The sequence below is a fragment of the Faecalibacterium intestinale genome, from assembly GCF_040096575.1.
Taxonomy (GTDB): Bacteria; Bacillota; Clostridia; order Oscillospirales; family Ruminococcaceae; genus Faecalibacterium; species Faecalibacterium intestinale.
Genome location: NZ_JBBMEN010000002.1, coordinates 70363 through 95982, shown reverse-complemented (window position 1 = coordinate 95982; position 25620 = coordinate 70363). Strand labels below are relative to the sequence as shown.

The 25620-nt window shown below is 56.2% G+C and carries 24 protein-coding genes and 1 tRNA gene; 20 read left to right on the top strand and 5 right to left on the bottom strand.

Annotated elements, in window-relative coordinates; genetic code table 11:
- The first annotated feature begins 13 nt into the window (after positions 1 to 13).
- The 11 genes from WMO20_RS02205 (at position 14) to WMO20_RS02155 (ending at position 8338) form a co-directional block, all read left to right on the top strand.
- The gene (locus tag WMO20_RS02205) at positions 14 to 1123 is read left to right on the top strand and encodes a hypothetical protein (protein ID WP_349185697.1); all 1110 of its coding nucleotides are present in this window, start codon (positions 14 to 16) and stop codon (positions 1121 to 1123) included.
- A gap of 100 nt (positions 1124 to 1223) precedes the next feature.
- Positions 1224 to 1628 carry a four helix bundle protein gene (locus WMO20_RS02200; RefSeq protein ID WP_120020105.1) on the top strand — a complete coding sequence of 135 codons (405 nt, stop codon included), beginning with the start codon at positions 1224 to 1226 and terminating at the stop codon, positions 1626 to 1628.
- Between the two features lie 229 nt (positions 1629 to 1857).
- A complete protein-coding gene (locus WMO20_RS02195) occupies positions 1858 to 3126 on the top strand; it encodes a reverse transcriptase domain-containing protein (protein ID WP_349185696.1) in 1269 nt (422 codons plus the stop codon).
- Positions 3107 to 3277 carry a hypothetical protein gene (locus WMO20_RS02190; RefSeq protein ID WP_165853658.1) on the top strand — a complete coding sequence of 57 codons (171 nt, stop codon included), beginning with the start codon at positions 3107 to 3109 and terminating at the stop codon, positions 3275 to 3277. The genes WMO20_RS02195 and WMO20_RS02190 overlap by 20 nt, the downstream gene beginning before the upstream one ends.
- Complete coding sequence (locus tag WMO20_RS02185) at positions 3267 to 3680, top strand: YcbK family protein (protein WP_349185695.1); 414 nt, start codon at positions 3267 to 3269, stop codon at positions 3678 to 3680. Before WMO20_RS02190 ends, WMO20_RS02185 begins: the two co-directional genes overlap by 11 nt.
- 18 nt (positions 3681 to 3698) lie before the next feature.
- Positions 3699 to 4100 (top strand): hypothetical protein, encoded by a 402-nt coding sequence (locus WMO20_RS02180; RefSeq protein ID WP_120020107.1) that lies wholly within the window; start codon positions 3699 to 3701, stop codon positions 4098 to 4100.
- Positions 4101 to 4103: 3 nt separating this feature from the next.
- On the top strand, positions 4104 to 4424 hold the full coding sequence (locus WMO20_RS02175) for a hypothetical protein (protein ID WP_120020108.1): 321 nt from the start codon (positions 4104 to 4106) through the stop codon (positions 4422 to 4424).
- 145 nt (positions 4425 to 4569) lie between these two features.
- The gene (locus WMO20_RS02170) at positions 4570 to 5637 is read left to right on the top strand and encodes an IS30 family transposase (protein ID WP_349185694.1); all 1068 of its coding nucleotides are present in this window, start codon (positions 4570 to 4572) and stop codon (positions 5635 to 5637) included.
- Positions 5638 to 6453: 816 nt separating this feature from the next.
- Complete coding sequence (locus WMO20_RS02165; RefSeq protein ID WP_349185693.1) at positions 6454 to 6912, top strand: hypothetical protein; 459 nt, start codon at positions 6454 to 6456, stop codon at positions 6910 to 6912.
- A gap of 19 nt (positions 6913 to 6931) precedes the next feature.
- Positions 6932 to 7780 (top strand): phage major capsid protein, encoded by an 849-nt coding sequence (locus WMO20_RS02160; RefSeq protein WP_349185692.1) that lies wholly within the window; start codon positions 6932 to 6934, stop codon positions 7778 to 7780.
- Between the two features lie 129 nt (positions 7781 to 7909).
- Positions 7910 to 8338, top strand: coding sequence for a hypothetical protein (locus tag WMO20_RS02155; RefSeq protein WP_349185691.1), 429 nt, complete (start codon positions 7910 to 7912; stop codon positions 8336 to 8338).
- A 242-nt stretch (positions 8339 to 8580) separates the two neighbouring features.
- Here WMO20_RS02155 and WMO20_RS02150 read toward each other — a convergent pair.
- A tRNA-Thr gene (locus WMO20_RS02150) sits at positions 8581 to 8655 on the bottom strand.
- 235 nt (positions 8656 to 8890) lie between these two features.
- Between WMO20_RS02150 and fucO the strand changes: the two genes are divergently transcribed.
- The 3 genes from fucO (at position 8891) to WMO20_RS02135 (ending at position 12728) form a co-directional block, all read left to right on the top strand.
- Entirely contained in the window at positions 8891 to 10039 is a 1149-nt protein-coding gene (fucO, locus tag WMO20_RS02145; protein WP_005922374.1) for a lactaldehyde reductase, read from the top strand.
- A 182-nt stretch (positions 10040 to 10221) separates the two neighbouring features.
- Entirely contained in the window at positions 10222 to 11529 is a 1308-nt protein-coding gene (locus WMO20_RS02140; RefSeq protein ID WP_349185690.1) for a putative ABC transporter permease, read from the top strand.
- A 239-nt stretch (positions 11530 to 11768) separates the two neighbouring features.
- Positions 11769 to 12728 (top strand): calcium/sodium antiporter, encoded by a 960-nt coding sequence (locus WMO20_RS02135; RefSeq protein WP_118658350.1) that lies wholly within the window; start codon positions 11769 to 11771, stop codon positions 12726 to 12728.
- 68 nt (positions 12729 to 12796) lie between these two features.
- Here WMO20_RS02135 and WMO20_RS02130 read toward each other — a convergent pair whose 3' ends face one another.
- Complete coding sequence (locus WMO20_RS02130) at positions 12797 to 13627, bottom strand: helix-turn-helix domain-containing protein (protein ID WP_349185831.1); 831 nt, start codon at positions 13625 to 13627, stop codon at positions 12797 to 12799.
- Between the two features lie 215 nt (positions 13628 to 13842).
- Here WMO20_RS02130 and WMO20_RS02125 point away from each other — a divergent pair, with 215 nt between their 5' ends.
- The 4 genes from WMO20_RS02125 (at position 13843) to WMO20_RS02110 (ending at position 18653) form a co-directional block, all read left to right on the top strand.
- Entirely contained in the window at positions 13843 to 15231 is a 1389-nt protein-coding gene (locus WMO20_RS02125; protein ID WP_055185386.1) for an MFS transporter, read from the top strand.
- A gap of 3 nt (positions 15232 to 15234) precedes the next feature.
- A complete protein-coding gene (locus WMO20_RS02120) occupies positions 15235 to 15990 on the top strand; it encodes an alpha/beta hydrolase family protein (protein ID WP_112090258.1) in 756 nt (251 codons plus the stop codon).
- 30 nt (positions 15991 to 16020) lie between these two features.
- Positions 16021 to 17946 carry a bilirubin reductase, long form gene (gene bilR, locus WMO20_RS02115; protein ID WP_349185689.1) on the top strand — a complete coding sequence of 642 codons (1926 nt, stop codon included), beginning with the start codon at positions 16021 to 16023 and terminating at the stop codon, positions 17944 to 17946.
- Between the two features lie 236 nt (positions 17947 to 18182).
- Entirely contained in the window at positions 18183 to 18653 is a 471-nt protein-coding gene (locus WMO20_RS02110) for a hypothetical protein (RefSeq protein ID WP_112090260.1), read from the top strand.
- Positions 18654 to 18786: 133 nt separating this feature from the next.
- On the opposite strand, the gene WMO20_RS02105 is transcribed toward WMO20_RS02110, so the two are convergent.
- Both WMO20_RS02105 and WMO20_RS02100 read right to left on the bottom strand, forming a co-directional pair.
- Positions 18787 to 21048 carry a hybrid sensor histidine kinase/response regulator gene (locus WMO20_RS02105; protein WP_349185688.1) on the bottom strand — a complete coding sequence of 754 codons (2262 nt, stop codon included), beginning with the start codon at positions 21046 to 21048 and terminating at the stop codon, positions 18787 to 18789.
- Positions 21049 to 21073: 25 nt separating this feature from the next.
- Positions 21074 to 22858 (bottom strand): extracellular solute-binding protein, encoded by a 1785-nt coding sequence (locus tag WMO20_RS02100; protein WP_349185687.1) that lies wholly within the window; start codon positions 22856 to 22858, stop codon positions 21074 to 21076.
- Positions 22859 to 23106: 248 nt separating this feature from the next.
- On the opposite strand from WMO20_RS02100, the gene WMO20_RS02095 reads away from it, so the two are divergent.
- On the top strand, positions 23107 to 23295 hold the full coding sequence (locus WMO20_RS02095; protein WP_112090263.1) for a hypothetical protein: 189 nt from the start codon (positions 23107 to 23109) through the stop codon (positions 23293 to 23295).
- A gap of 61 nt (positions 23296 to 23356) precedes the next feature.
- Positions 23357 to 24922: a recombinase family protein gene (locus WMO20_RS02090; RefSeq protein ID WP_349185686.1), complete on the top strand. Its 1566-nt coding sequence runs from the start codon at positions 23357 to 23359 to the stop codon at positions 24920 to 24922.
- Here WMO20_RS02090 and WMO20_RS02085 read toward each other — a convergent pair.
- Positions 24900 to 25523 (bottom strand): hypothetical protein, encoded by a 624-nt coding sequence (locus WMO20_RS02085; RefSeq protein WP_242983170.1) that lies wholly within the window; start codon positions 25521 to 25523, stop codon positions 24900 to 24902. The genes WMO20_RS02090 and WMO20_RS02085 overlap by 23 nt on opposite strands.
- Positions 25524 to 25620: the final 97 nt, after the last annotated feature.

Sequence of the window (25620 nt, the reverse complement as noted above, 5' to 3'; positions counted from 1 at the left end):
GGAGGAAAAGACTATGGCAACTAACTTTGATGCTACCCGCCTTGCGGTGCAGACTGCATTCCCCACCAATGACCTGCTCTTTGACGACAAGGAAATGCCGTCCATCCATGTGTTTATCCCGAAGTTCCGCCTGTGCGATGTGCTGTCCACCCAGAGCACCGAAACCCACCCGGCGTTCATCGTGAACGGCAAGGAGATTGACGGCTTCTGGTTTGGCAAGTATCAGAGCACCTGCACCGACACTGGCCGCGCATACAGCCTGCCCGCAGAAGATCCCACCGTGTCCCATCCGCTTGACTGGTTCGTGACCCAGACCAACGCCAAGGGCGCGGGCTGGCACGAGATCAGCAATGCAGAGTGGGCGGCGGTCGCACTGTGGTGTCACAAGCACGGTTGTGAGCCGAAAGGCAATAACAACTATGGCAAGGACAGCTCCGAAACCTACTACGAAGCAATCCCTGTCCCCGGTGTGCAGGACAACGGCAAGACTGCCCGTGTCCGCACCGGCACTGGCCCGCTGCCGTGGAGCCACAACGGGCGCATGGACGGCATCTGGGACATGAACGGTAATATTTGGGAGTGGTGCATCGGTCTGCGTCTGGTCAAGGGCGAGTTGCAGATCATCCCCAACAACAACGCCGCCGACAACAGCGTGAGCAACAGTGCATCCAGCAGCGCATGGCGGGCAATCAAGGCCAGTGACGGCTCTCTGGTTGCACCGGACGGCAACGGCACGACTACCGGAACCATCAAGCTGAACCGAGTAAACAATCACTGGGAGTGGGATACCACAATCAGCGATTCCAAGGACGAGAGCCGCAGCGCAGCGTTCAAGGACACCACGGCTGCGGCCAGTGTTGGCGATGCTGCAAAGCTGATCCTTATGTCCCTTGCTCTGATGCCGGACACCGCGCTGACCGGTGATGGCATTGATGCAAACTATGGCGGCGATTACTTCTGGGCGAACAATGCCGCTGACGAGCGGTGTCCGTTCCGCGGCGGCGGCTGGGGCAATGGCGTGAGTGCCGGTGTGTTCAGCTTGGACCTCGGCTCTCCGCGCTCTGGTTCGTGGGCGAGCGGCGGGGGCCGTTCCGCTTTTGTAAAGCTGCCCGCTGAAGCCTGATAAGCTGACGGGCTGCGCGGTAGCGCAGACCAAAGCAAAAATAGAACATAAGGCGCGGTGGGCCAGCGGCCCGCCGCGCTGATTTTTGGAGGTGTTGACTGTGCCGAACGCAGAAGCCGAAGTGCCGCCCCAGCAGGGCGACAAAAAGAAAAAGCCTGAACCGTTCCATTTGGCGGAGAAGATCGGAGAAATGGTTGACTATGGCTACCCGCTCACAATGAGCTTTCCTCGGAAAGACCGTGAGCTGGCCGATGAACTTCGCAGAAGTATGTTGGCAATTCTCCGGTACAGCGTTGAGATAGACCGGCGATATTTCAAAAAGACCACCACGCAAAATATGGACGTGGAGCTGGCCGTATTGAGAAAGTTTGTCCGGCTGGCGGCGAGTAAGGATTTACACGGGGGCAAGTACCCGCCGCCCTTGACGATGCACCAGTATGAAACGTGGGCGAAATTCAACGATGAAATAGGCAGGCTGTTGGGCGGCTACATTGCTTCGCTCTAAAGCCTGCCGTTTTCATACGGGAACGGGTTATTTACGGCGTGTCCGATCCGCGGCGGCAACTGGAACAATGGCGAGAGTGCCGGTGTGTTCAACTTGAACCTCAACAATCCGCGCTCTAATTCGTGGACGAACAACGGGGGCCGTTCCGCTTTACACCACAAGAACATTTTTGTTCGGCGGGATTCCACGCCGGATATGGGGGCTGTGATCTACGGGTCGCAGTCGGTGTGTGGGTCTAAAGGAATCCGTTTCCGTTCCGGTCAGCACGACCGGAAAAAATATGTATTGCCGCGAAAACGGAAACGCTACGCGCGGCGCGGTGGAATTGAGGGCAGAAATGCCAAACGAAATAAACACGATTCAAAATGCGTGGAATGTGATCTGCGAGTTTGAATACCTCGTAGAAGCTGACCACTCAGCCCGCAAGGGCAAACGATACCGGGCGGAAGTGCTGGCGTTTACTGCAAATCTGGAACACAATCTGTTTCAGATTCAAGAGCAGATGATCGCCGTGGACTGTCCGCTCGGCCCATACCGGAAACTGTGGGTGTCCGTGCCGAAGAAGCGGTTAGTGATGGCCTTGCCATACTCTGACCGGATCGTGCAATGGTCACTGTACCAATACCTCAATCCGATTTACGACCGGCTATTTATTGAGGACTCCTATGCCTGTCGCAAAGGCAAGGGAAGCCACAAGGCCGCAGCACGGTTACAATACTGGATGCGGCAAGTAGACCGGAAACCGGGGCCGGGATGGTACTACCTGAAATTGGATATAAGCAAGTTCTTTTACCGGGTGAACCATGCGAAGCTACTGAAAATTTTGGCAAAGCGTATCAAAGACCCGGAGTTGATGAAGTTCCTCGGAAGCGTGGTAAACAGCAGAGCAGAGCCGTTCGGGTTGCCCCGCGGCAAAGCCCCGCAAGATACTCCGCCGGAGGAATGGTTGTACGATGTGGGGATGCCGATAGGCAATCTCACTTCTCAACTCTTCGCCAATATTTACATGAACGAACTTGACCAGTATTGCAAGCACGTTCTGAAAATCCACTACTACATCCGGTACATGGACGACATTGTGATCCTTGGGGAGAACAAGGAAACCTTGCACGAGTGGAAAGCGAAGATCGAAACATTCCTGCATGAAGAGTTGGAGCTTGACCTGAACAATAAAACCTGCATCCGACCGGTGCGGATGGGCGTGGAGTTTGTTGGTGTGCGCATTTGGCCCGCCTACATGAAGCTGCGCAAAAGCACGGTTGGCCGGTTGAAACGGGAGGTCAAGAAAATATCAGAGCTTTACGCTTCCGGGCAGATGGATGAAGAAGCGTTCAAACGCCGTGTTGCCAGTATTAAGGGGCTGCTGGAACACACGGAGAGTGAGAGTCTACGGTGGCGGCTGAACCAGATTTATCTTGATGCTGTACGGAAGTACGGAAAGACAGACCCAGAGGAAACGCTCTGGAAGGGAAAGAACGATGGAAAGAAAGTGGCCTGATCTGTGCGAAACGCTGCTCGGTAAGCTGGAAGCGGCGGGAGTAGACACGACCGCAGAACGCGGAGAGTTTGCCGTGCTGTACGCTGAGTGCTGCGCGGGCGGCTGTGGTAAGGCATTGAGCCGGAAAGGAAAAAAAGAAAATGGCAATTAACGCATATTCGCTGGCAAAGGATGGGGGCAAGAAACTGTCTGCAAACTTTACCGTGAAAGAGTTCCGTTGCAAGGATGGGACTGATCCCATCTTTATTGATGATGCTCTTGTGAAGCTGTTGCAGAATATCCGGGATCACTTCGGAAAGGCCGTGACGATCACAAGCGCATATCGCACTGCCGCCCACAACAAGGCGGTCAAGGGCGCAACGTATAGCCAGCATTGCTACGGCATGGCGGCAGATATTCGGGTGCGGGGCGTGGCCGTAGAAACGGTTGCGGCCTACGCCGAAACTCTGCTGAAAGATACCGGCGGCATTGGACGTTATCCCGTGAAGAACGGTCGCCCTGCTGGTTGGGTACATATCGACACCCGTGCGGTAAAGAGCCGTTGGGTTGGTTAAGAGTAGGAGGAAAACAGTATGGAGAACATTCTGAAAGTTTTTCTGATGGCATTCCCTGAATGGCTGGCTGTCATCTTTATGGTGGTTGGCCTTGTGGTCACGGCACTGGCGGCGGTACGTCTGGGCTATGGCCTTGTTGTCGCAAAGACCGTGTACAAGTGGATCGTCAATGCAGAAGAAAAGTTCGGCAGCGGCGCGGGCGCAGAAAAGAAAGCTCACGTCATTGCCGTACTGCGTGGTTATACCCCCGACTGGCTGGACTGGGCGATCAATGAGCGGACGCTGGACTGGATCGTGCAGATCGTGTTCAACTTCACCAAGAAGAAGCTCGAAGATTACATGGAAAAGAAATCCGCAGAAACCACTACTGTGGCCCACTTCGGTAACGTGGGGGAGGACAACAAGAATCGCAAGGAGTAAACGATGCTGGAATTTATCGTCAAATACTGGGCGCAATGGCTTTTCGGCATCGTGGCGGCAGGTCTGACCGCTGCATACCGTAATCTCTCCAAGAAGATCAAGGCACAGAAAGAGGAAAACAAGGCAATCAAAAACGGTCTGCTGGCAATTCTCCACGACCGGCTGTATCAGGCGTGTACCCATTACATCGAGAAAGGGTACATCGACCTGCCCGGTTTGAAGAACATTGAATACCTCTATAAGAGTTATCACGCTCTGGGAGGTAACGGAACCGGAACTGAATTGTATACGAGAGCAAAGGCACTCCCCATCCGGGACGACTGAGCTAAACTACATCCCCGCTGGTGATCCTACCCGGATCGCTGGCGGGGATTTTTTTGTTGCCCTGCGGTGGCCCCGTTGACAAAACGCCAAAAGTCGGTTACATTTGAAATGCGAAACAAAGCGACAAAGAAAGGAGGAAAATAACGTGCGAAGATTCAAACATCTGACATGGACAGACCGGCTTCGGATCGAGAAGTGGCTGAACGAGGGCATGAAACCCAAGGACATTGCCAGCAAATTGCGGGTGCATATCTCCACGGTGTACAATGAGCTACACCGCGGGGAGTATCAGCGGCTGGTGGGCGATACATGGGAGCTTGTGAGCGCGTACAGCCCGGACATTGCGGAGCAGAAATACCAAGCGCACCTGCGGGACAAAGGCCCAGCCCTGAAAATCGGCAAGGATTACGAGCTTGCAAACTACATCGAAACCACGATCCTGAATAAAGAGTGCAGCCCGGCAGCGGTGTTCGGATATGCGCAGCAGGAGGGCAAGCAGTTCAAGACGAGCGTTTCTGTGCAGACGATATACCACTATATAAAGAAAGGCTTGTTCCTGAATCTCACTCAAGAAGAACTGCCCCGGCACGGGAAACACAAGCAGGCATATAAGAAAGTCTGCAAGAAAGAAGCTGCTCGCGCCCCGGCGGGGGAGAGCATCGAACAGCGGCCCCCGGAAGTGAAAGAACGGCAGGAGTTCGGACACTGGGAGGGCGACACGGTGTATAGCGGCAAGGGAAAAGTAAAGACGACCTGTGCGCTGTTCACCATGACGGAGCGCAAGACGCGCAACGAGATTATAATAGGAGTTCCGAACCGCAAGGCAGAAACCATTGTGAAAGCGGTTGACGCGCTGGAAAGGAAGCTGGGCGCAAGGAAGTTCCGGCTGATCTTCAAGAGCATCACGTTTGACAATGGCACAGAATTTGCGGCGGCGGATATGCTGGAACGGTCGTGCATCAACAAGACGATCCCGCGGACAAAGATTTACTTCTGCCATCCCTATTCTTCATGGGAGCGCGGCAGCAATGAACACGTCAACGGCATGATTCGCAGGAAGCACCCGAAAGGTACGGACTTTTCAAAGGTTTCCAAAGAGCAGTTGGCGGAGACAGAGAAGTGGATCAATGAGTACCCGCGAAAAATCTTCGGGTACAAGAGCAGCGCGATCATGTTCCAACAGTGTTTGAATGAACTTGGCATAGCCATGTAAGAAAAGTGCAACACCACACCCCAAAAGAAAGCGTGGTAATAAAGAAAATACGGCGAACAGAATAGATCAAAGGTTGGCTGCAAGAAAAGTGAAACCTTGACGGCCTATTTGTATTGTTTCAAAATGAACAGAAATCTTTCTGAATTTTTGTAGAATTTAATGGTTGACTTCCGAAGATCGGCGAACGCTGCATGATCTATTTGACGCTGGTTCATTGATGTGGTAAAATAAAAGCAGGCATAGAGTACCGCCAGACGTCTGGTAGCTATTAAGCACAGGGAAAACGCTTCGGCGGTTCTCTGTGCTTTTTTATTTTGTCTGCTGTACCTGTTCGCTGCATCATCTGCTTTTGCTGTCGCCCTCCTCGCGGAAGGGTGTGGATAGAAATCTCCTGATGAACTCTTACCCAGCTGCACCGGACGAACAGAGACAGGCAAAACAGCGCTGTGCCTGTGGCTGCATGATCGTGCCGCATAGCACCATGCACAGCGCATTCTGTTAAATCTTCCCGCGCTCTGATCGGCGTAAATTTATCAGCTTGCCAGCGGTCTGGCAGGGGGTGGGGGAGGGGTCCCCTCCCTATGTCCTCGGCGACTCCGCCTGTCCAGCGCCGATTTACACACGCGGAGTTTTTTAAAGGGCTGGATATGCAGCAAAGTTATAGGCTTTAGCGCCTGCCTTATATAGGCGCTTGGAAAATGCAACAAAACATACAGCTTTTTACTGCTGATTTTGCCCGAAAAACAAGTCAAAAAGGCATCTGCCTTTTGAAATAAACGTACACGGCCACGGATAAGGCCGGGAAAGGAATAAACCATGAATGAAACTGCAACGCAGGAAGCCCGTACCACTGCAGCCGGAGAGCAGCAGGAGCCGCGCACCTTCACGCAGGAGGAAGTAAACAGCATCGTTGCTGACCGCCTGAACCGTGAACGCGCAAAGTATGCTGATTACGATGATCTGAAAGCCAAGGCAAGCCAGTACGATACCACAAAGGCACAGCTGGATGCACTGAACAGTGCAAACGCCCGGCGCGATATGATCGCCCGCGTGGCAGCTGCAACCGGCTGCCCGGCTGAACTGCTGACCGGCGACACGGAAGAAGCCTGCACCGCACAGGCACAGGCTATTACGGCTTTTGCAAAGACCCAGCAGCCCGCAGGATATCCCAATGTTAAAGACGGCCCGCCGCTGCACCTGCCTACTCAGGCTAATACCGCAGACTCTTTCAGCCGCGCAATAAAGCATACCCCGAAACAATTCAAAAGCTATTGATCTAAACGAGGTTTAATATATGTCCGTTGAACTTACCACCAAATTTGCACCGCAGACTGACGACTTGTTTAAAGCTGAAAGCAAGGTTGGACTGCTGACCAATACAGACTATGATTGGACTGGCGCTCACGCTATCAAGCTGTATAAGATCAGCACCACGCCCCTGAACGACTACAGCCGCAACCGCGTTACTGCACAGGAAGATACAGAAGCGCAGCTTTCCCGTTATGGCAAGCTGCTTGACCTGTCCGCAACCACCGAGGAACTGCTGCTGAAGCATGACCGCTCTTTTATTTTCAACGTTGACCGGCTGGATCAGGACGAAACGCAGCAGCAGCTGGAAGCCGGCACCGCGCTGGCGCGCGAACTGCGTGAGGTGGTTATTCCCGAGGTCGATACCAACGTGTATACCGTGATGACCACCGGCGCAGGCCACAAGCCCGCAGCCGCAGCGCTCACCAAGTCCAACATCTACGCTGCTATTCTGGCAGCATCTCAGGCGCTGGACGATGCAGAAGTGCCCGAAACTGAGCGCTCTTTGGTCGTCACCCCGGCAACCTATGCGCTGCTTAAACAGGCCGTTGAGTTTGACCATACCGAGATCGGCGCAGAAATGCGCGCCCGCGGCATTGTGGCCGTGCTGGATGGCGCAAACGTTGTAAAGGTGCCGTCTGCACGCCTGCCGGAGAAGTTCGGCTTTATGCTGGCGCACCCCTCTGCAACTGTGGCACCTGTCAAGCTGGAAGATTTCGGCATCCATGATGATACCCCGCTTTCCAGCGGCACCATTGTGACCGGCCGTGTCTGCTATGACGCCTTTGTGCTGGATAATAAGAAGGTTGGTATCTACTATCAGGAAACCACCTGATTTGTGCATTTTGTCCACGGCGGCGCTCTGATCGCAGGGTGCTGCATCGCACATAATCGGCAAAATGCCGAAATTTAGCGTCCACGGTTCACGCTGTGGGCGTTTTTTCGTTGGAAGGAGACGCAGCGCGTGACAATTGAGCAGAAAAAGGAATGGTTATACAGATACCAGAACAGCCAGCGCAGACAAAAGATCATCTTGTTACAGATCGAGGACGCACGCAGCCGCGCAACGTCTGTGCAGAGTACCCCCGGCGGGGTGCGTGTTGCTCCTACGGGTCTACGCCCTGACCGTGTCGCAGACGCTGTGCAGCGCCTTGACGAACTGCAAAGAGCGTATGACGCAGAGGTTGCACAGGGCTGTCAGATCTATGCCGAGATTCAGACCGCAATAGAAGCGCTGCCGGATATCATGCAGACTATGGCCGTTTACTACCGATATCTGCAAGGCATGAAGATTGACCTTGTATGTGTTAAGCTGGAACGCTCTGCATCAACCATCACAAAGCTGCTTGCCGCAGCCCTTGACGCGCTGGAAGTGCCGGAGATCACCCAGTAAGCTGCCCGGCGGGGTGCATTGCACTGGCAAGCAGTGCGCTTTGGTACCAGCAAGCAGTGCTTTCGTATGTACAAAAGCGCCGTTCCGGTAACTTGTTGGGGAACACCCCAAGCCCCTTTTAGCGCTGCTGTTCATCGTTCAAAGTAGTGCCAGACAATGCGCACGATGCCAAAAGTGTGTTAAAAAGTGTGTTAAAGTAGAGAAAAGCCGCCTAGATTTCCACGAATCTAAGCGGCTTTTCTTGGAGCTGGTGACAGGAGTTGAACCTGCAACCCACTGATTACAAATCAGTTGCGCTGCCATTGCGCCACACCAGCAAAGGTTACCTAAATAGTATAACACAGGCACGGCCATTTGGCAAGGATTGTTTTTTGGCATGGGATAATAATGCCTGAAAACAGACAAAAATGATAGAAAACAATACACAAGTATAAAAATATGCTACAATTTTAAACAATTTTACATTGCAAATTTTTTGACGATGTGCTATGCTGAAACGTAGAGAAACGCCGCCGGAAAGGCGGCTGCAAACAGATTTGGAGGATTTGTATTATGGCTGACCGCATTGTTCTGAATACCATCTCCTACCACGGCCACGGTGCTATCGAGAACATCGTTCCCGAGCTGACCGCCCGCGGCTACAAGAAGGCTTTCGTCTGCTCCGACCCCGACCTGATCAAGTTTGGCGTTACCAAAAAGGTCACCGACCTGCTGGATGCTGCAAATTTTGCCTACGCTGTTTACAGCGAGATCAAGCCTAACCCCACCATCGCTAACGTGCAGGACGGTGTGGCTGCCTTCAAGGCTGCCGAGGCTGACTGCATCGTGACCATCGGCGGCGGCTCCTCCATGGATACCGCAAAGGCCATCGGCATCATCATCAATAACCCCGAGTTTGCGGACGTCCGCTCTCTGGAAGGTGTTGCTCCCACCAAGAAGCACGCAGTATTCACCATTGCAGTGCCCACCACCGCCGGTACTGCTGCCGAGGTCACCATCAACTACGTCATCACCGATGTGGAGAAGAAGCGCAAGTTCGTCTGTGTGGATACCAACGATATCCCCGAGATCGCTGTGGTCGACCCCGACATGATGTCCTCTATGCCCAAGGGTCTGACTGCCGCCACCGGTATGGATGCGCTGACCCATGCCATTGAGGGTTACATCACCAAGGGTCACTGCGTCATCTCCGATATGTTCCATCTGGAAGCCATCAAACTGATCAGCCAGAGCCTGCGCGGCGCTGTGCAGAACACCCCGGAGGGTCGCGAGGGCATGGCTCTGGGCCAGTACATTGCCGGTATGGGCTTCTCCAATGTGGGTCTGGGCATTGTGCACTCCATGGCACACGGCCTGTCCGCTCTGTATGACACCCCGCACGGCGTGGCCTGTGCTATCCTGCTGCCGGTGGGTCTGGAGTACAACAAGAGCGTTGCCGGCGAGCGTTACCGCGCTGTGGGCAAGGCTATGGGCGTTATGGGCATCGACGAGATGAACGATGTGGAGGCCGCTGATGCTACCATCGCCGCCGTCAAGCAGCTGAGCGCAGACGTGGGCATCCCCGCAAATCTGCACGGCATCCTGAAGGAAGAGGACATCCAGTTCCTCGCCGAGTCCGCTTTTGCAGACGCCTGCCGTCCCGGCAACCCCCGCGACACCAGCGTGGAGGAGATCGTGGAACTGTATAAGAGCCAGCTGTAAGCTGTAAAATAAGAACTCCGAGAGCCGCTGCACTGTGCTTGTGCAGCGGCTCTTTTTGGTGGGAAGGATGCGTTTGTAAAAGGAAATCCCACGCCAATTGTAACATTTTCCACCACCCCCTTGTATAAACCGGCGCAAGCGAGTACAATCAAAACATAAAACTTGAAGGCGAGGAAAGCGCGATGACACTGAACTTCTACACACTGGGTGTGCTGTATCTGGTCTATTCCTTCCTTGGGTGGGTAGGGGAGACCGTGGTGGCCACCTTCCGGGGCAAGCGGTTTGCAAACCGCGGTATGGCGGCGGGGCCGTTCTGCTTTGTCTACGGCACCACGGCCATCCTGATGGCAGTAGGCTTTGCAGATATGCGTACAAAGCCCGTGGCGCTGTTTGTAGCCTGTATGCTCACGGCTACCGTGGTGGAGTGGCTCACGGCAAAACTGCTGGAGCGGCTGCACAACCGCAAATGGTGGGACTACTCGGATAAAAAATTCAACCTGAACGGCTACGTCTGCCTGCAGTACTCGGTGCTGTGGGGGGCGCTGGGCGTGGTGACTGTGCTGTGGGGCAACGGGCTGCTGCTGCGGCTGTGTGCTCTTGTGCCGGACTGGCTGCTGCATCCGCTGGTATGGGTCGCGCTTGGCATTGCGGCGCTGGATCAGCTGGGCTCGGCGGTGCTGGTGGGACGATATGCGGCGCAGCACCCGGTGCTGGAACAGCTGAACCAGAAACTGGAAGCGCGCTCCGATACCTTGCGCCGCCGCATTGCCGTGTATGTGGAAAAGCGCATCCAGCGCGCCTACCCGGAAGCCGCCCGGCAGCAGCCCACGGCGGTGCAGAAAGGGGAGACCGACTTCCTCAGCGCGGCAGACCTGCTGTGGCTGTTTGTCATCGGGGCGTTTCTGGGTGATATGGTGGAGACGGTGTTCTGCCGCCTGACCGCCGGGGTGTGGATGAGCCGTTCCAGCTTGGTGTGGGGGCCCTTTAGCGTGGTGTGGGGGCTGGCACTGGCCATGGCTACCGTGCTGCTGCGGCAGAATCAGGATAAAAGCGACCGCTATCTCTTCGCCTTCGGCACGGTGCTGGGCGGCGTATATGAATATGTGTGCAGTGCCGTCACCGAGCTGCTGTTCGGCACGGTGTTCTGGGATTACAGCAAGTTCAAGTTCAATCTGGGCGGGCGCATCAACCTGCTGTACTGCTTTTTCTGGGGCATTGCGGCGGTGCTGTGGATGCGCTACGGCTACCCACTGGTGCTCAGGCTGATGAAAAAGGTGCGCAGCCATATCCGCCCGTGGATGACGGCGGTGCTGGCGGTGTTTATGGCGGTGAATATGCTCACCAGCGCGCTGGCACTGGCGCGGTACGATGCCCGCACCAGCGGCGAAGCGCCCAACGGGCAGCTGGAGGTATTTTTGGATGAGCATTTCGACAATGCCCGCATGGAGCGCATTTATCCCAACGCCAAAAAAGTGACCAAGGCAGAATAAATTCCATTTTCCCCTTGCGTTTTTGTCCCAAAGCAGGTATAATACCCTCTGGATAAAAGGGAGTAAGGGGCGTACCTTTGTAAAAAAGTGCGCTGTGCTGCAGCGACAGACCCGGCAGAGATGCCCGATGCAGTACCGATGCTTGAGACTTTTATCACATTTCCCCGTTCCGGGCAGGATGTGATAAAGGTCTTTTTTATTGCGCTTCTGCCGACACCATTCGAAAAAGGAGAGATTTTATGCTGATCCCTGTTCTGTTGTTTATCGTGGGTCTGCTGTGCCTGATCAAGGGCGGCGACTGGTTTGTGGACGGTGCCACCGGCATCGCCCGCCGCTTCCATGTGCCGGAGCTGCTCATCGGTGCTACGGTGGTGTCCATTGGTACCACCCTGCCGGAGGTCATGGTGTCCACCACCTCTGCACTCACCGGTCACGGCGAGATCGCCTACGGCAACGCCATCGGCTCGGTCATCTGCAACTCTGCACTGATCGCCGCCATTACCATTGCGGTGCGCCCGGGCAAGGTTGACCCCAAAAGCCTGCGCACCCCGGTAGCCTTCTTCTTTGTGGCTGCCGCCTTCTATGCCGGTGTGGCTTACACCACCGGCTCCTTCACCCGCCCGGTGGGCCTGATCCTGCTGGCAATGTTCGTGGCTTACATCGTGTGCAACGTGCTGGCCATGAAAAACGCCACCGCCCCGGAAGAGGAGGAGCAGGCAGAGGAAGGGTCTTTTGCCAAGGAGCTGGGTCTGCTTGCCATCGGTGCAGTGCTCATTGCTGTGGGCGCTGACCTGCTGGTGGACAACGGCACCCTCATCGCACAGGCACTGGGCGTGCCGGAGTCGGTCATTGCGCTGACCTTTGTGGCACTGGGCACCTCGCTGCCGGAGCTGGTCACCGCCATCACCTCGCTGGCCAAGGGCCACGGTGCGCTGTCGCTGGGCAACGTCATCGGTGCAAACGTGTTCAATCTGGTGCTGGTCAGCGGCGTGTCTGTCACGCTGGCACCCTTCAGCATTCCGCAGAACTCCACCATCGCAGGCATGAACGCCTCTCTGGTGATGGATATCCCGGTGATGTTTGCCGTGATGCTGCTGCTCACCCTGCCCGCGCTGATCAAGGGCAAGCTGAGCCGCCCGCAGGGCATTGCACTGCTGTGCATCTATGCTGCTTTCTGCGCCGTGCAGTTCAGCATCTGATCCAAAGTTTTTATGATCAAAGAACCCCGGAGCGTCTGCGGATGCTCCGGGGTTCTTTTTTACAATAATCATCCCCGGGCGTCCTGCCGGGTGGTGCTGAAATATTCCTTGGGGGTCATGCCGTACTCTTTTTTAAAGGCACGGAAAAAGTGGTTGTAGCCGCCAAAGCCGCTGGTCTTGTACACCTCGGTGATGGGCAGTCCCTGCTCGATGAGGGTGCAGCAGCGGTCCAACCGCGCCTTTACGATGTAGCGGTGCACCGTCTGCCCGGTCTGGCGTTTGAATTCCCGGGCAATATGTTCCCGGGAGACGAAGAACTCCTTCTCCAGCCGTTCCAGCGTCAGCTCCTCGGTAAGATGCGCCTGAATAAACAGGAATACCTCGTCCAGCATCAGGTGGTGGCGGCTGACCGATGCGGTGTGGAACTCCGCATGGATGCAGGCACGCAGCGCCAGCACCACGAACATCTGCAGAATACCGTGCTCGAACACCGCTGCGCCGAACTGGGCGCGCTCCTGCGGGAGCATCAGCAGCTTCCGGGCAAGGTTTTTCAGCAGCATATAGATCTGGCTGTCCGGGCGGACAGCCACCTGCCGGAAGGGGACTACGTTGAAGCTTTTTTCAAGGTCGGTGTCTGCATCCGAAAGCTGCGCCAGCGTCTGGGGGGACAGCTGTACCCGGATAAGCTCCAGCGGGCCGTAGGCACCGGCATATTCCAGCCTGCCGCCCTGACCGGGCTTGAAGATGATGAGGTTCTGCTGCTGGGCGGGCAGCACCACCTCACTGCACCGGAACACACCGCTGCCCCGCATGACCAGAAACAAATCATAATACGCGCCGGAATAAAACTCCCGGACGGCGCTCTGCTCAAAAAAATAACGCTTGACTGTATAGTTCACCAAAAAAACCTCCGTGAAACTGTCATGTGCAACAATTTGTTGTACACAACAGAAAAGTACAACTGTTATAATTGCATAATACATCAATTTGCGATAGTTTTCAATCATTTTTTGGATATGTATTGATGGAAATTTAACGTATAATGCAAAGTGTAGAAAAGAGACTTGTGCGAAAAGTCTCGTGGTTTCACTGTTTTTAAGGAGGATAAAACACAATGGACCAGAAAAAGACCGTCCGACCCTTCTCCATGAAGGACAAGATCGGCTATACACTGGGCGATCTGGGCTGCTGCTTTACTGAGCAGTACCGTGCCATGTATCTGTCGATCTTCTACACCCTGATCCTGCAGGTCAACCCCTTCCATGTGGGTATCCTGCTGCTGGTCACCAAGATCTGGGACGCCGTGAACGACCCCATCATCGGCGCGATCGTGGACTCCCGCAAGGCCACCAAGGGCGGCAAGTTCATCCCTTGGATCCGCGCCTTCTCCTTCCCCATGGCAGTGCTGTGCATCCTTGGCTTTGTCAATGTGGGCAATATCAACTACGGCCTGCGTCTGGCCTACATGTTCGTCACCTACGTTCTGTACGAGGCACTGTACACCTGCGTCAACGTGCCCTTCGGTACCCTGTCCAGCGTGATGACCGATGATGTCAGCCAGCGCACCGCACTGTCCCGCTACCGCAGCCTTGGCGGCACCATCTTCATGACCGTCATGGTCATGATCGGCCCCCTGTTCCTGTATGTGGACAACAAGCCCGTGGCCGGCCGCTTCCTGATGCTGGCCTGCATCTGCGCTATGCTGGGTCTGCTGTGCCTGCAGATCACCTGCGTGTGGTGCAAGGAGCGCGTGGAAGTGCCCGAGCGTCCGCAGGGCGAAAAGCTGAACTACCTGCACGTGCTCAAGGAGATCTCTCACAATAAGGCTCTGCTGGGCGTTATGTTCTTCAGCCTGACCGGCATGATCGGTGCTTCCGTGGTCAACGGTCTGAACACCTACCTGTACAAGGACTTCTTCGGCAACGTCAAGATCCAGGCTGTCTCCGGCATGCTGAGCGTGCTGTACGCTGTGCTGTCCTTTGCCATCACCCAGCCTCTGGCCAACAAGTTCGGCAAGAAGGAGTGGTGCTGCATGGGCGCAGGCTTTGCCGCCATCGTGTTCGGCATCCTGTTCTTCTTCCCCGTCCACAACCCTGTGGCCTTCATCGTCATCAACGGCATCTGCTATCTGGGCGCTTCCGGTATGCAGGTGCTGATCTGGGCCATGGTCAACGACGCCATCGACTACCACGAGCTGCAGACCGGCGAGCGTAACGAGGGCATCGTTTACTCCACCTATTCCTTCTTCCGCAAGCTTGCAAGCGCCATTTCCGGCAGCCTGTCCAGCTTTGTGCTGGGTGCCATCGGCTACAACGTGACCGCAGGCGCTGTGCAGACCGCAGGCGTTGTAAACGCTATCTGGAAGAGCTACACCGGCGTCTACTTCCTGGGCTACGGCATTGCAGTTGCCATCCTGTTCTTCGTCTACCCCCTGACCAAGCAGAAGACTGCTGAGATGCTGACCGAGCTGAAGGCTCGCCGCGCCGCAAAGGAGAGCAAGTAAACCATGAAGATTTTACAGGTTCAGTTTAAAAACCGCAATGGTCACACCCTGCGCGGCATCGTGACCCTGCCCGACACCGAGGGCAAGGTACCCTTTGTGGTGCACCTGCACGGCTTTGCCGGCAGCTGCAGCGGCTACAAGTCCATGTACACCCACCTGTCCCGCGCTCTGGCAGCGCAGGGCATCGGCAGCGCCCGGTTCGATTTCTACGGCAACGGCGAGAGCGACGGCGAGTTCGAGGATATGAGCTTCGACGGCCTGCACACCGACGCACAGGATATCTTTGCATGGGCCGCTGAGCAGCCCTATGTGGACAGCGAAAAGCTGTTCCTCTCCGGCCAGAGCATGGGCGGCTACATTGCCGCTTCCTGCGCACCGGTCATCCAGCCCCACGGCCTGATCCTGCTGTGCCCGGGCGCCGGGATGTGGTTCGGCTGCGCACAGCGTGCCGACGGCGTTGTGCAGACCGGCAGGGACTACACCGACATGGAGGGTCTGTGCTACAAGATGGCCTTTAACTACGAGATGGCAAAGCACCCCGACCCCTTTACCGAGGCCAAGGGCTACAACGGCCCGGTGCTGCTGCTGCGCGCCGACGATGACCGTCTGGTGGACGAGGGCACCTGCAGCCGTTACGCACAGGTGTACACCGCACCCGAGGTGGACACCATTGCAGGCGGCGGCCACAACTTTGCCACGCTGGCAGCCCGTGCCGCCGTGGAGGAAAAGACCGCAGCATTCATCAAAGCAAATCTGTAAAGCAAAGCGTATCTGCAAGGAGGCTTTTGTATGGAAAACGTAATTCTGCAGCCCATCGAGGTGGGCGGACAGACCTTTAAAAACCGCATCATGTTCCCCCCGCTGACCACCGGCTACGAGAAAAACGGCATGATCAGCGAGCAGGACATGGGCTTCTACACCCGTCTGGCAAAGGGCGGCGTGGGCTACATCGTTATGGGCGATGTGGCACCCATCAACAGCTTTTCTCCCACCCCCAAGCTGTTTGATGACAGCCAGATCCCTGCCTTCAAGGCACTGGCCGACAGCGTCCACGCCTACGGCACCAAGCTGGGCGTCCAGCTCTTCCACCCGGAGTACGATGTGGACGCCATCAACAGCCTGTTCATGCAGAAGAAGTTTGACGAGATGCGTCAGCGCCTGCATCACGACATGATGTTCTTTACCGATGAGGTCAGCGAGGAGATGCTGATGGCCATCATCGAGAAGATGTGCGCCTGCGCAGTGCGTGCCCAGAAGGCCGGTGTGGATGTCATCCAGATCCACGGCGACCGCCTGAACGGCTGCCTGTGCTCCACCCGCATGAACCACCGCACCGATAAGTTCGGCGGCAGTCTGGAGAACCGCGTCCGCTTTGCCCGGATGCTGACCCGCGCCATCCGCAAGGCTGTGCCGGATATGGTCATCGACTACAAGCTGTCCATCGTCACCCCGCAGCGCGGCAAGGGCGGCATTGACGAAGCCGACGCCGTGCAGTTTGCCCAGTGGCTGGTGGAGGACGGCGTGGATATGTTCCACGTTGCCCAGGCCAACCACACCGGCAACATGGCCGACACCATTCCTCCCATGGGCGTGCAGCCCTACGGCTTCTTCGTCAAGATCGCCGGGGACATCAAAAAGGCCGTCAATGTGCCGGTCAGCGCCGTGGGTCGCATCGTGGACGCCGACATGGCTGCGCGTGTCATCGAGAGCGGTATGGCAGACATTGTTGCCATGGGCCGTCCGCTGCTGGCAGACCCCGACTGGGGCACCAAGATCGCTGCCGGGAAGGCCTGCGATATCCGCCGCTGCATCAGCTGCAACAAGGGCTGCACCGATGCCATCCAGAACCGTCAGTTCCTCTCCTGTGTGCTGAACGCGGAGAACGGCTACGAGAACACCCGTAGCATCCAGCCCGCAGCACAGAAAAAGAAGATTGCCGTCCTCGGCGGCGGCCCTGCCGGTCTGGAAGCCGCCCGTGTGGCAGCGCTGCGCGGCCACGATGTGACCCTGTTTGAAAAGACCACCTCTCTGGGCGGTCAGCTGAACATTGCCTGCGTGCCTCCCCGCAAGGAGGAGATGCGCCGCGCCGCACAGGATCTGATCCACGCGGTCTGCAACGCCGGTGTGCACCTGTGCATGGGGCAGACCCGCACCGCCGAGCAGCTGAAGGACGCCGGTTTCGAGGCTGTCATCAACGCTGTGGGCGCACACAGCGCCGCACCCCGCATCCCCGGCATTGACAGCGTGAACGTTGCCGACGCCTGGAAGGTTCTGGCCGGTGAGCAGCAGGTGTACGGCACGGTTGCTGTCATCGGCGGCGGCATGGTGGGCTGCGAGACCGCAGAGTATCTGGCTGCCCGCGGTTGCAAGGTGTCCGTTATCGAGATGATGGACAAGATCGCCGCAGGCGAGAGCGTCACCATTCTGCCCACCCTGCTGGAAAACTACAAGACCTACGGCGTGGAGCAGTACCCCAGCCACAAGGTCAAGGAGTTCCGCATGGACGCCGTTGTCTGCGAGAACAAGGACGGCGCAGAGGTGACCATCCCCTGCGATTACATCGTGCTGGCCATGGGCGCACGCTCCAACGAATTTGACGCTGCTGCGCTGGAAGCTGCCGGTATCCCGGTGTATTCCATCGGCGATGCCGCCGGCAAGGCTGCGGATATCTCCAACGCCATCCGCACCGGTTACGATACCGCTTGCCAGCTGTAAAACAAAAAATCGTTCTATTTGTGGGTCAGAAACATCTGTGGGTGTTTCTGACCCACTTTTTTCACCCTCTCAGGCAAAGCCTTGACGGCGATGACTGAAAGGGTCATGACGCAATGCCTTTTGCAATATTTTCCCCCGGTTAAGCCCGGATATAGAAATCCAACGGTAGTTGTGGTAAAATAAGGCATCCGGGAGCGCCGGGCGCTCCGCTGCAACATGAAAAATGGAGGTTTTCTATGAAAAAGACCTATCGCTCGCTCTTTTGCCTGCTTGCAGTGCTGCTGCTCAGCGTCAGCGTGCTGCCCTCTGCTTCGGCGCTGTTTTCCAAAAAGCTTTACTATTATGGCACGGTAGAGGGCGTCAGCCGCACCGTGGAGGGCAAGGTGGAGTCCATTCTGGTTTCTGCGGAAGAGCAGGAGACCTACCAGATGATCGTCACCGACAGCACCGTTTGGCAGGATCATGACGAAAAGACCACCTCTGACCCCGCCACCCTTGCGGTAGGCGAGCAGATCTGCGTGGTGCACGACCCGGCTGTGATGATGTCGCTGCCGCCGCAGTCGGTGGCGTATACCGTCATCCGCAACTTCCCCGCAGGCACGGATCTGGAACAGGAAGCCCGCGATGCCGCCTGCCCGGTGAAGAAGTTCTTTGCCGACACCCGCAAGGCCATTTCGGACTGGTTCTACCAGACCATGCCCATCTGAGCGTAACGTTCCTTCTATAACGCAAAAAATCTGCTGCCCCGCACCGGATGCCAGAGCGTCCGGGCAAAGGGGCAGCAGATTTTTTATGCAAGGTTATGCGGCGTTTTGCGGCAAAAACGCTGTATACCGCTATTTATTTTCGGGGGGGGGTAACGCGGAAGCGCTTCACCACCTGTTCCAGTGCGCTGATATCCACAGGCTTGGACAGATGCTCGTCCATGCCGGCTTCCTTGCTCTTTTGCATATCCTCAAGGAAGGCGTTTGCCGTCATGGCAAGGATGGGAATGGTTCTGCCCAGCGGGTTTTCACCGCTGCGGATGCGGCGGGTGGCTTCCAGACCATCCATCACCGGCATCTGGATATCCATCAGGATCATGTCATAATCGCCGGGCTTGACGCTGGCAAAGGCATCCACGATCTCCTGACCGTTGGGGCAGATGGTGCAGCCTGCGCCTTTTGTTTCCAGCAGCATCTGCAAGATCTCGGCGTTGATGGCGTTATCCTCGGCGCAGAGGAACTTCATGCCGGACAGGGGAGAGGTGGTCTCTTCTTCCTCCGGGAGCGCCTGCGCCTTTTGCACCGTGTCCGCTTCGGTATCAATGGGGAATTCCAGCACTACCTCAAAGCGGGTGCCCTTGCCGGTGGCACTCTCCACGCTGATGGAGCCGCCCATCAGGTCTATGACGCTTTTGGTAATAGCCATACCCAGACCCGTGCCCTGCACCTTGTTGATGCCGGAGCGCTCCTCCCGGGTAAAGGGGTCGAAAAGGGTCTTTTGGTAGTCTGCGCTCATGCCGATGCCGTCATCCTGCACCACAAAGCGGTACCGGGCGTAGTGCTCGTTCCGGGGCAGCTCTTCCACCTCGAACCGGATATGCCCGCCGGTGGGCGTATACTTGACCGCATTGGAGAGGATGTTCATCAGTACCTGATTCAAGCGGTTGGGGTCGGCCAGCACGTTTTCGTGCTGCAGATTGGTGCTTACCGTAAAGGTCTGACTGCGCTGACCTGCCTGCTGCCGGATGATGCTGTCCAGCTGACTGATCTGCTGGGGCAGGTTCATCTTTTCCACATTCAGGGTGGTCTTGCCGCTCTCAATGCGGCTCATATCCAAAATATTGTTGATGATGCCCAGCAGCAGCTGACCGGAGGTTTCCAGCTTGCCCAGATGCTCGGCAAGCTTTTCCGGCTCGTGCAGCTCGTTTTTCATCAGGGTGGTAATGCCAATGATGGCGTTCATGGGGGTGCGGATATCGTGGCTCATATTGGAAAGGAAGTCCGTCTTGGCTTTGCTGGCACGCTCGGCGGACTGTAACGCCTCGGCGGCAGCATCCTGCGCCCGCCGCATCTCGTCGTTGGCCTGCGTCAGCTGGATGTTATACTGCTCCAGACGGAGGTTCGTCTTTTTTTCAGCTTGCAGCTCCCGCCGCTGCTTTTCCCGCAAAAGGAACCAGCCAGCAATGACTGCCATGATCGAAAACACCGTTGCAAAGCCTACAATAACGGCCATGACGATATTGACCAGCTTCTGCGTATTCACGGCCACATATTCTGCCGGAACAAGGAACGCCAGCGTCCACTGGGCGTTTTCCATCTGCTTCAGGGCGTAGTAATACTCAGTCCCGTCCAGCACGGCGTTGGAATAACAGGAGCCTGTGCGGGCAAGCCGCTCCTTTGCTGCTGCAAAGGAAGAACCGTGCAGATAGGACATCTGGGAGAGCACGGTGTATACGTTATGCCCCTTCAAAAGCTCGGTATCATTGGCGTTGAACAGCTTGAAGCCCTTGTTGTCCAGCACATAGACGCTGTTGTTGTTTTCGTAGGCGTCGCAGCGGAAATAATCGTTCAGCTGGGTCATGCTCTGCGAAATACCAAAGTAGCGCAGGGTGATCTCTTTCTCTCCGCTTTGCAGTGTGATGGGGGTGGAGAGCTGTTCCAGAAACACCATCCGGGAGTCGTCCACGGTCAGCGAATTGGAAACATAGCTGACCCGCTGCGGCGCGTTTTCCAGATAGTTCATTTCCCGCAGTAGACCCGTGTGGCCATGCGCGGTATAATAATGTCCGGCAGAGTCCACGGCGATCAGATCAATCTGTTTTTCATGGTAATTGGAAAGCTCCGACAGCTTTTTCAGATAGCGGTAGAGATCGGTATCGGTCTCCAGCGGGGTGTAGTATAAATAATTACACTGCACATCCACCTCGTCCCAGTGGTTGTCGATCACATCCTCCAGACTGTGGAACATCTGGTGGGTGACCTCTTCCATCTGGCTCAGCCGCTCATGGTAGACAAGGTTTTGGATGTAGGTCTGGCTCATGACAAAAAGGGTCAGAATCAACACGATGATGACAAAGCCGGTGCCCCAAAGCAGCTTTTGGTATTTTTTCTTGTTCACATCCAGTATCTCCTGTCCGTTTTATTCAACTCCATGCGGTGTCTGCCCGGCTGATGGTGGTGTATCCGCCAAAGAAAGCTTTTGCGGCATCCATGCCCACCACGCCGCTGTCTGTCACCGTTGCTTCGGCAGCCAGCTGGTCACTCACACCGCAGATAGCAACCTGATAGGTCTTGCCCGCCTCCGGCTGCACCGGGCTTACCAGCACATAGGGGTAGCTCTTGCCGTTGCCGTAGGCATCGTAACCAGAAGCCAGCAGGTCATTGATCTGCTGCCCGGTCAGGGTGACGGTCTGGATGGTGCGGTTCCAGCCGGTGGGCAGGATGGCCGAAAGGTCGTAATCCGTAATGCCCTTGGCGTACAGCTTGGCGGCTACGCCGTGGTGGTTCTGCTCAGTGGGGTTGCCGGGGATCCATGTGCTCAGCGAGACCAGCGCAAGGTCGCTGCCGGTGGCCTGTGCAAAGCAGCGGCCTACCAGCATGGCGCAGTCCTGCTGCGAAAGCTCCTCCGTAACGGTAGTGATAACATCCGGGGTGTTGTTCACCACACTGTCCTGATCCTCGTCCAGCTGACGGATGACATCCTCCATAGTAGCATTGCCCTTGATGAAGTCCAGCATTTTAAGGCCGGTGGTCACGATGGTGTTTTCCCAGCCGGAATAGATAAAGGGCGCGGTATTGCCTGCATTCAGGGCATCGGCAACATCGGCGTAATAGGTGCCGTCTGCCTTTGCACCCTTGAAGGGCAACAGGCTGCTTTTCAGCGCCGTTGCGGGCTGCAGAGCGCTGGTGCCTGCAACGGTGGAAAGCACACGCATCACCTTGAGCGCATCTTCCAGCTTCTGGGGGGTCTGTTTCAGCTTTTTATTCAGACCGTAGAAACGGTTCACATTCAGCACAAAAACGTTCTGGGTGCCGTCCTCCGAGAGAAACGGCATCAGCCCAAATTTATCGGCGTTGCCGTCTGCCTCCACAATGCCGTTGGTGTTTCCGATCAAAAACAGGGTGTTCCCCTCGGCCATCCTCTGCCGGGTCACGTTGTCGTCAAGAGCATCGCCGGAGTCGTTCAGCATCCCGATGTCCTTCCACTTTTTGACATACGCCATTGCCTGCATCATGCCGGGGGTGTTGCTGACGTTTGCCTTGCCGGAAAGATAATCCTTCTGCCACAGTCTGCCGTCCAGCGTGCCGAGGAAATCGGCATCTGCAATGTTGCACAGATACTGGAAACCGTAGCCCGGATACTGGATCTGTGACAGGCAGAGATCGACCCCGGCTTCCTTGGCTTTTGCAGCCAGTTCTTCCAGCTCAGCAAAAGAATTGGGCAGCTCCCAGCCGTGTTCCTGCAGCAGGGTCTTGTTGTAGGTGATGCCGTAGCAGTTGTAGGTCGAGGGCAGCAGGTAGATGGCACCATTGTCGAACACGTCCTGCAGACGGGACTCCACATAGTTATCCGTAAAATCGTAGCCGGAAAGGTCCAGCAGTTTGTCGGAGACCAGATCAATCTGGGGATCGTAGTAGGTCAAGGTGCAGACGTCCGGCAGGTCGCCCGCCGCAAACATATTCTGCAAACAGGTGGTGGTGTTATCGCCGCTGTAGGGCACGACCTCGATGTTCACTTCCGGGTAAACGCTGTGTACCTGCTCAATAAAGGCTTCTATCTCCTTATAAGGTGCCATAAAGGTGACGGCTTCGTGCGCATTTGCTGTTTTGCTTTCAGCCTTACCGCCGCCGCAGGCGGTCAGCGCTGCCGTGGCGGCAGCAATACTGCAAGCCTGCAAAAAGGAGCGGCGGGAGATTTTCTTCATCATACAATAATACCTTCCTCACAGTTTGGCTATTCTTACACACCCCACAGGAACTCCCACGCTCGCGGCCTGTCCGCACTGGGCATACGCCGATTTTCCCATAAAATGACATTCTTATTGTATCATTGCAACAAAAGCGTTTCAAGCTGTTTTTAAAGGTTTTTGCATGGAAAAGGGCGAAAAACCGCGTGCTTTGCAGGTGCTTTCCGTCCGGCGGAGTTCTGAACCGCAGCAGCCGGAAATAGACTGAGATGACGCACAAAACGACCATGCAGACCGAAAAGAGGGTGCTTATGGAAAACACGGCTTTTATTCTGTACGAAAAATTCTGCTCCGACAGCGGGGAACAGCGCAGGGAACAGTTTAAAAAGGCGTTTGAGCGCTATCTCACGGATGCACTGCAAAACGATACGCCCATACCCTTGCAGGACGGAGCGTAGAAGGGAGGGCGATTAAGATGCTGTGCAGGGATACCTGTGCCGGAAACAAAGGGCGCAGACCATGAAAGCGGCAATTTACTGCCGCCTGAGCAAGGAGGATGAAGGGAAAAACGGTGAATCGGAGAGCATCCAGAACCAAAAGTCCATGCTGACCGCGTATGCCGCAGAAAAGGGCTTTGAAGTTTACTGGATCTATTCGGACGAGGATTATTCCGGCATCGACCGGGAGCGCCCGGCATTCAATGCCATGATCCAAGCTGCCAGCGAACATAAGTTTGATGTGGTGCTGGCAAAGACGCAGTCCCGCTTTACCCGTGATATGGAGCTGGTGGAAAAATATCTGCACGGAAAGTTCATCGAATGGGGCATCCGGTTTATTGCCGTGGTGGACCATGTGGATACCGGCGAGGCGGCAAACAAAAAATCCCGCCAGATCAATGGGCTGATCAACGAGTGGTATCTGGAGGACCTGTCCAACAATGTCCGCGCCGTGCTGGACCACAAACGCAGAGAGGGGCTGTTCATCGGCTCCTTTGCACTGTATGGGTACTGCAAAGCCCCGGACGCCAAGGGAAAGCTTGTCATCGACCCGGAAGCGGCTGAGGTGGTAAGGCGCATTTTTGCATTGGCGCTTAGCGGGATGGGTGCGCATAAGATCGCGCAGATCCTGAACAATGAAGGCATTCCCAGCCCGACAGCATACAAACAGCTGCACGGTGCGCAGTACCACGCTGCCATGAAAAAAACGGATTATTCGCTGTGGGGCAGCCCGACTGTTTATCAGATGCTCCATAATCAGACGTACATCGGAGATCTGGTGCAGGGACGGCACAAAAAGGTGGGCTATAAATCCAAAAAGACGGTCTGGCTGCCAAAGTCCCAGTGGATCGTTGTAGAAAATACCCACGAGCCTATCATAGACCGTGACACCTTTGAAACGGTACAGCGGATGCTGGCAGCGCGCACCCGGAGCGGCGTGCAGGGGACGATCCATCCGCTTGCCAAAAAGGTGGTTTGCGGCTGCTGCGGCAGCTATATGGAGCAGACTGCCCATCAGCCAAGAGCGGATGGCGTTCAAAGACGCTATGTCCGCTGCCGGATGCACCAGCGTGCGCCGGAACGGTGCAGCAATAAGACCTGCACTGACCTGAACGCATTGGAAAACACCGTGCGGGAGCGTATCCGAGAATACGCAGAGGTCTATGTTGACCCGGAAAAGGTGGAGCTGCCCCAGCGGGATGACCCGGTGCGGCAGCGGGCGCAGGCAAAGCGCAGCGAGCTGAAACGGCTGCAATGCGAAGCAGACCGGCGGCGCAGGGCTTTGCAGCAGCTGTATCTGGATAAGGTATCCGGGTTGATCGATGCCACGCAGTTTTCAGAGATGAACCGGGCGTTTGGGGAGGAAATAAAAAGTGCGGAAAACCGTATCCGTGGCTTGGAAGCAGAACTGGAACAGCAGCCGGAGGAAACGGACGCCGCTCCGACGCAAAGGCAGCGTGTGCGGGAGCTGGCACAGGTTTCCCATCTGACCCGGGAGCTTGCGGTGCTTTTGGTGCGGCGGGTTATTGTCGGCACAAAAGACCCGCTGACCGGGCAGCAGGAGATCACGATCGAATGGGCGTTCTGAGCCGGAAAACACCCTGTCTGCCCGTTGGGGTATTTTCGTCCGCCCATGTGGGGTAGACCTCACTGGAAGCAACGTTTGCGATATAATCCCGGAAGGACACCGTCACGTTGCGGGCAGAAGCCGCCGGCTTGCCCAGATGCACCGTGATATTTTTGGGGATGACGACCTGATCCAGCACCCGGGGCGTGCAGTGCTGCACCGGCTGCGGGCCGCTGCCGCCGCTGCCCGCAAACAAAGCGTGCGGCGGGATGATGATGGGCGCGTTCGGGATGTCCCGGTCTTCCTCGGTGACGGGCAGCATCTGGGGCTGCGCCAGCGTTACCTGCCCGGCAAAGATCTGGATGCCCTCAATGCGCACGGTGCGGTAGCCGGGTTTTGCGGCAGTCAGGCTGACAATGGCGTAGGGGCGGGTGGTGTTGTCCTCGTCCAGCGAGAGGGCGCAGGCGGGGGCTTCAACGGGAATATCGGCGGCGCTGCCGGTGGCATCAGTGATGCAGTGCAGGGTGAAGCCGTCCCCCTGCACCGCAACGGTCACCCCCTCCACGGGGGCAGACTGGCGTGCCGCAAAGGTCTGGATGCGGAGAGTTCCGGTGTTTTTCATGGAGATACGCTCCTTTGCTGGTAAAAGTATGCTTCTGCCCCAGCGTATTCCGTCCGGTGCCCGGACGTGCATGGCAATGTCCGCAGCAAACAAAAAA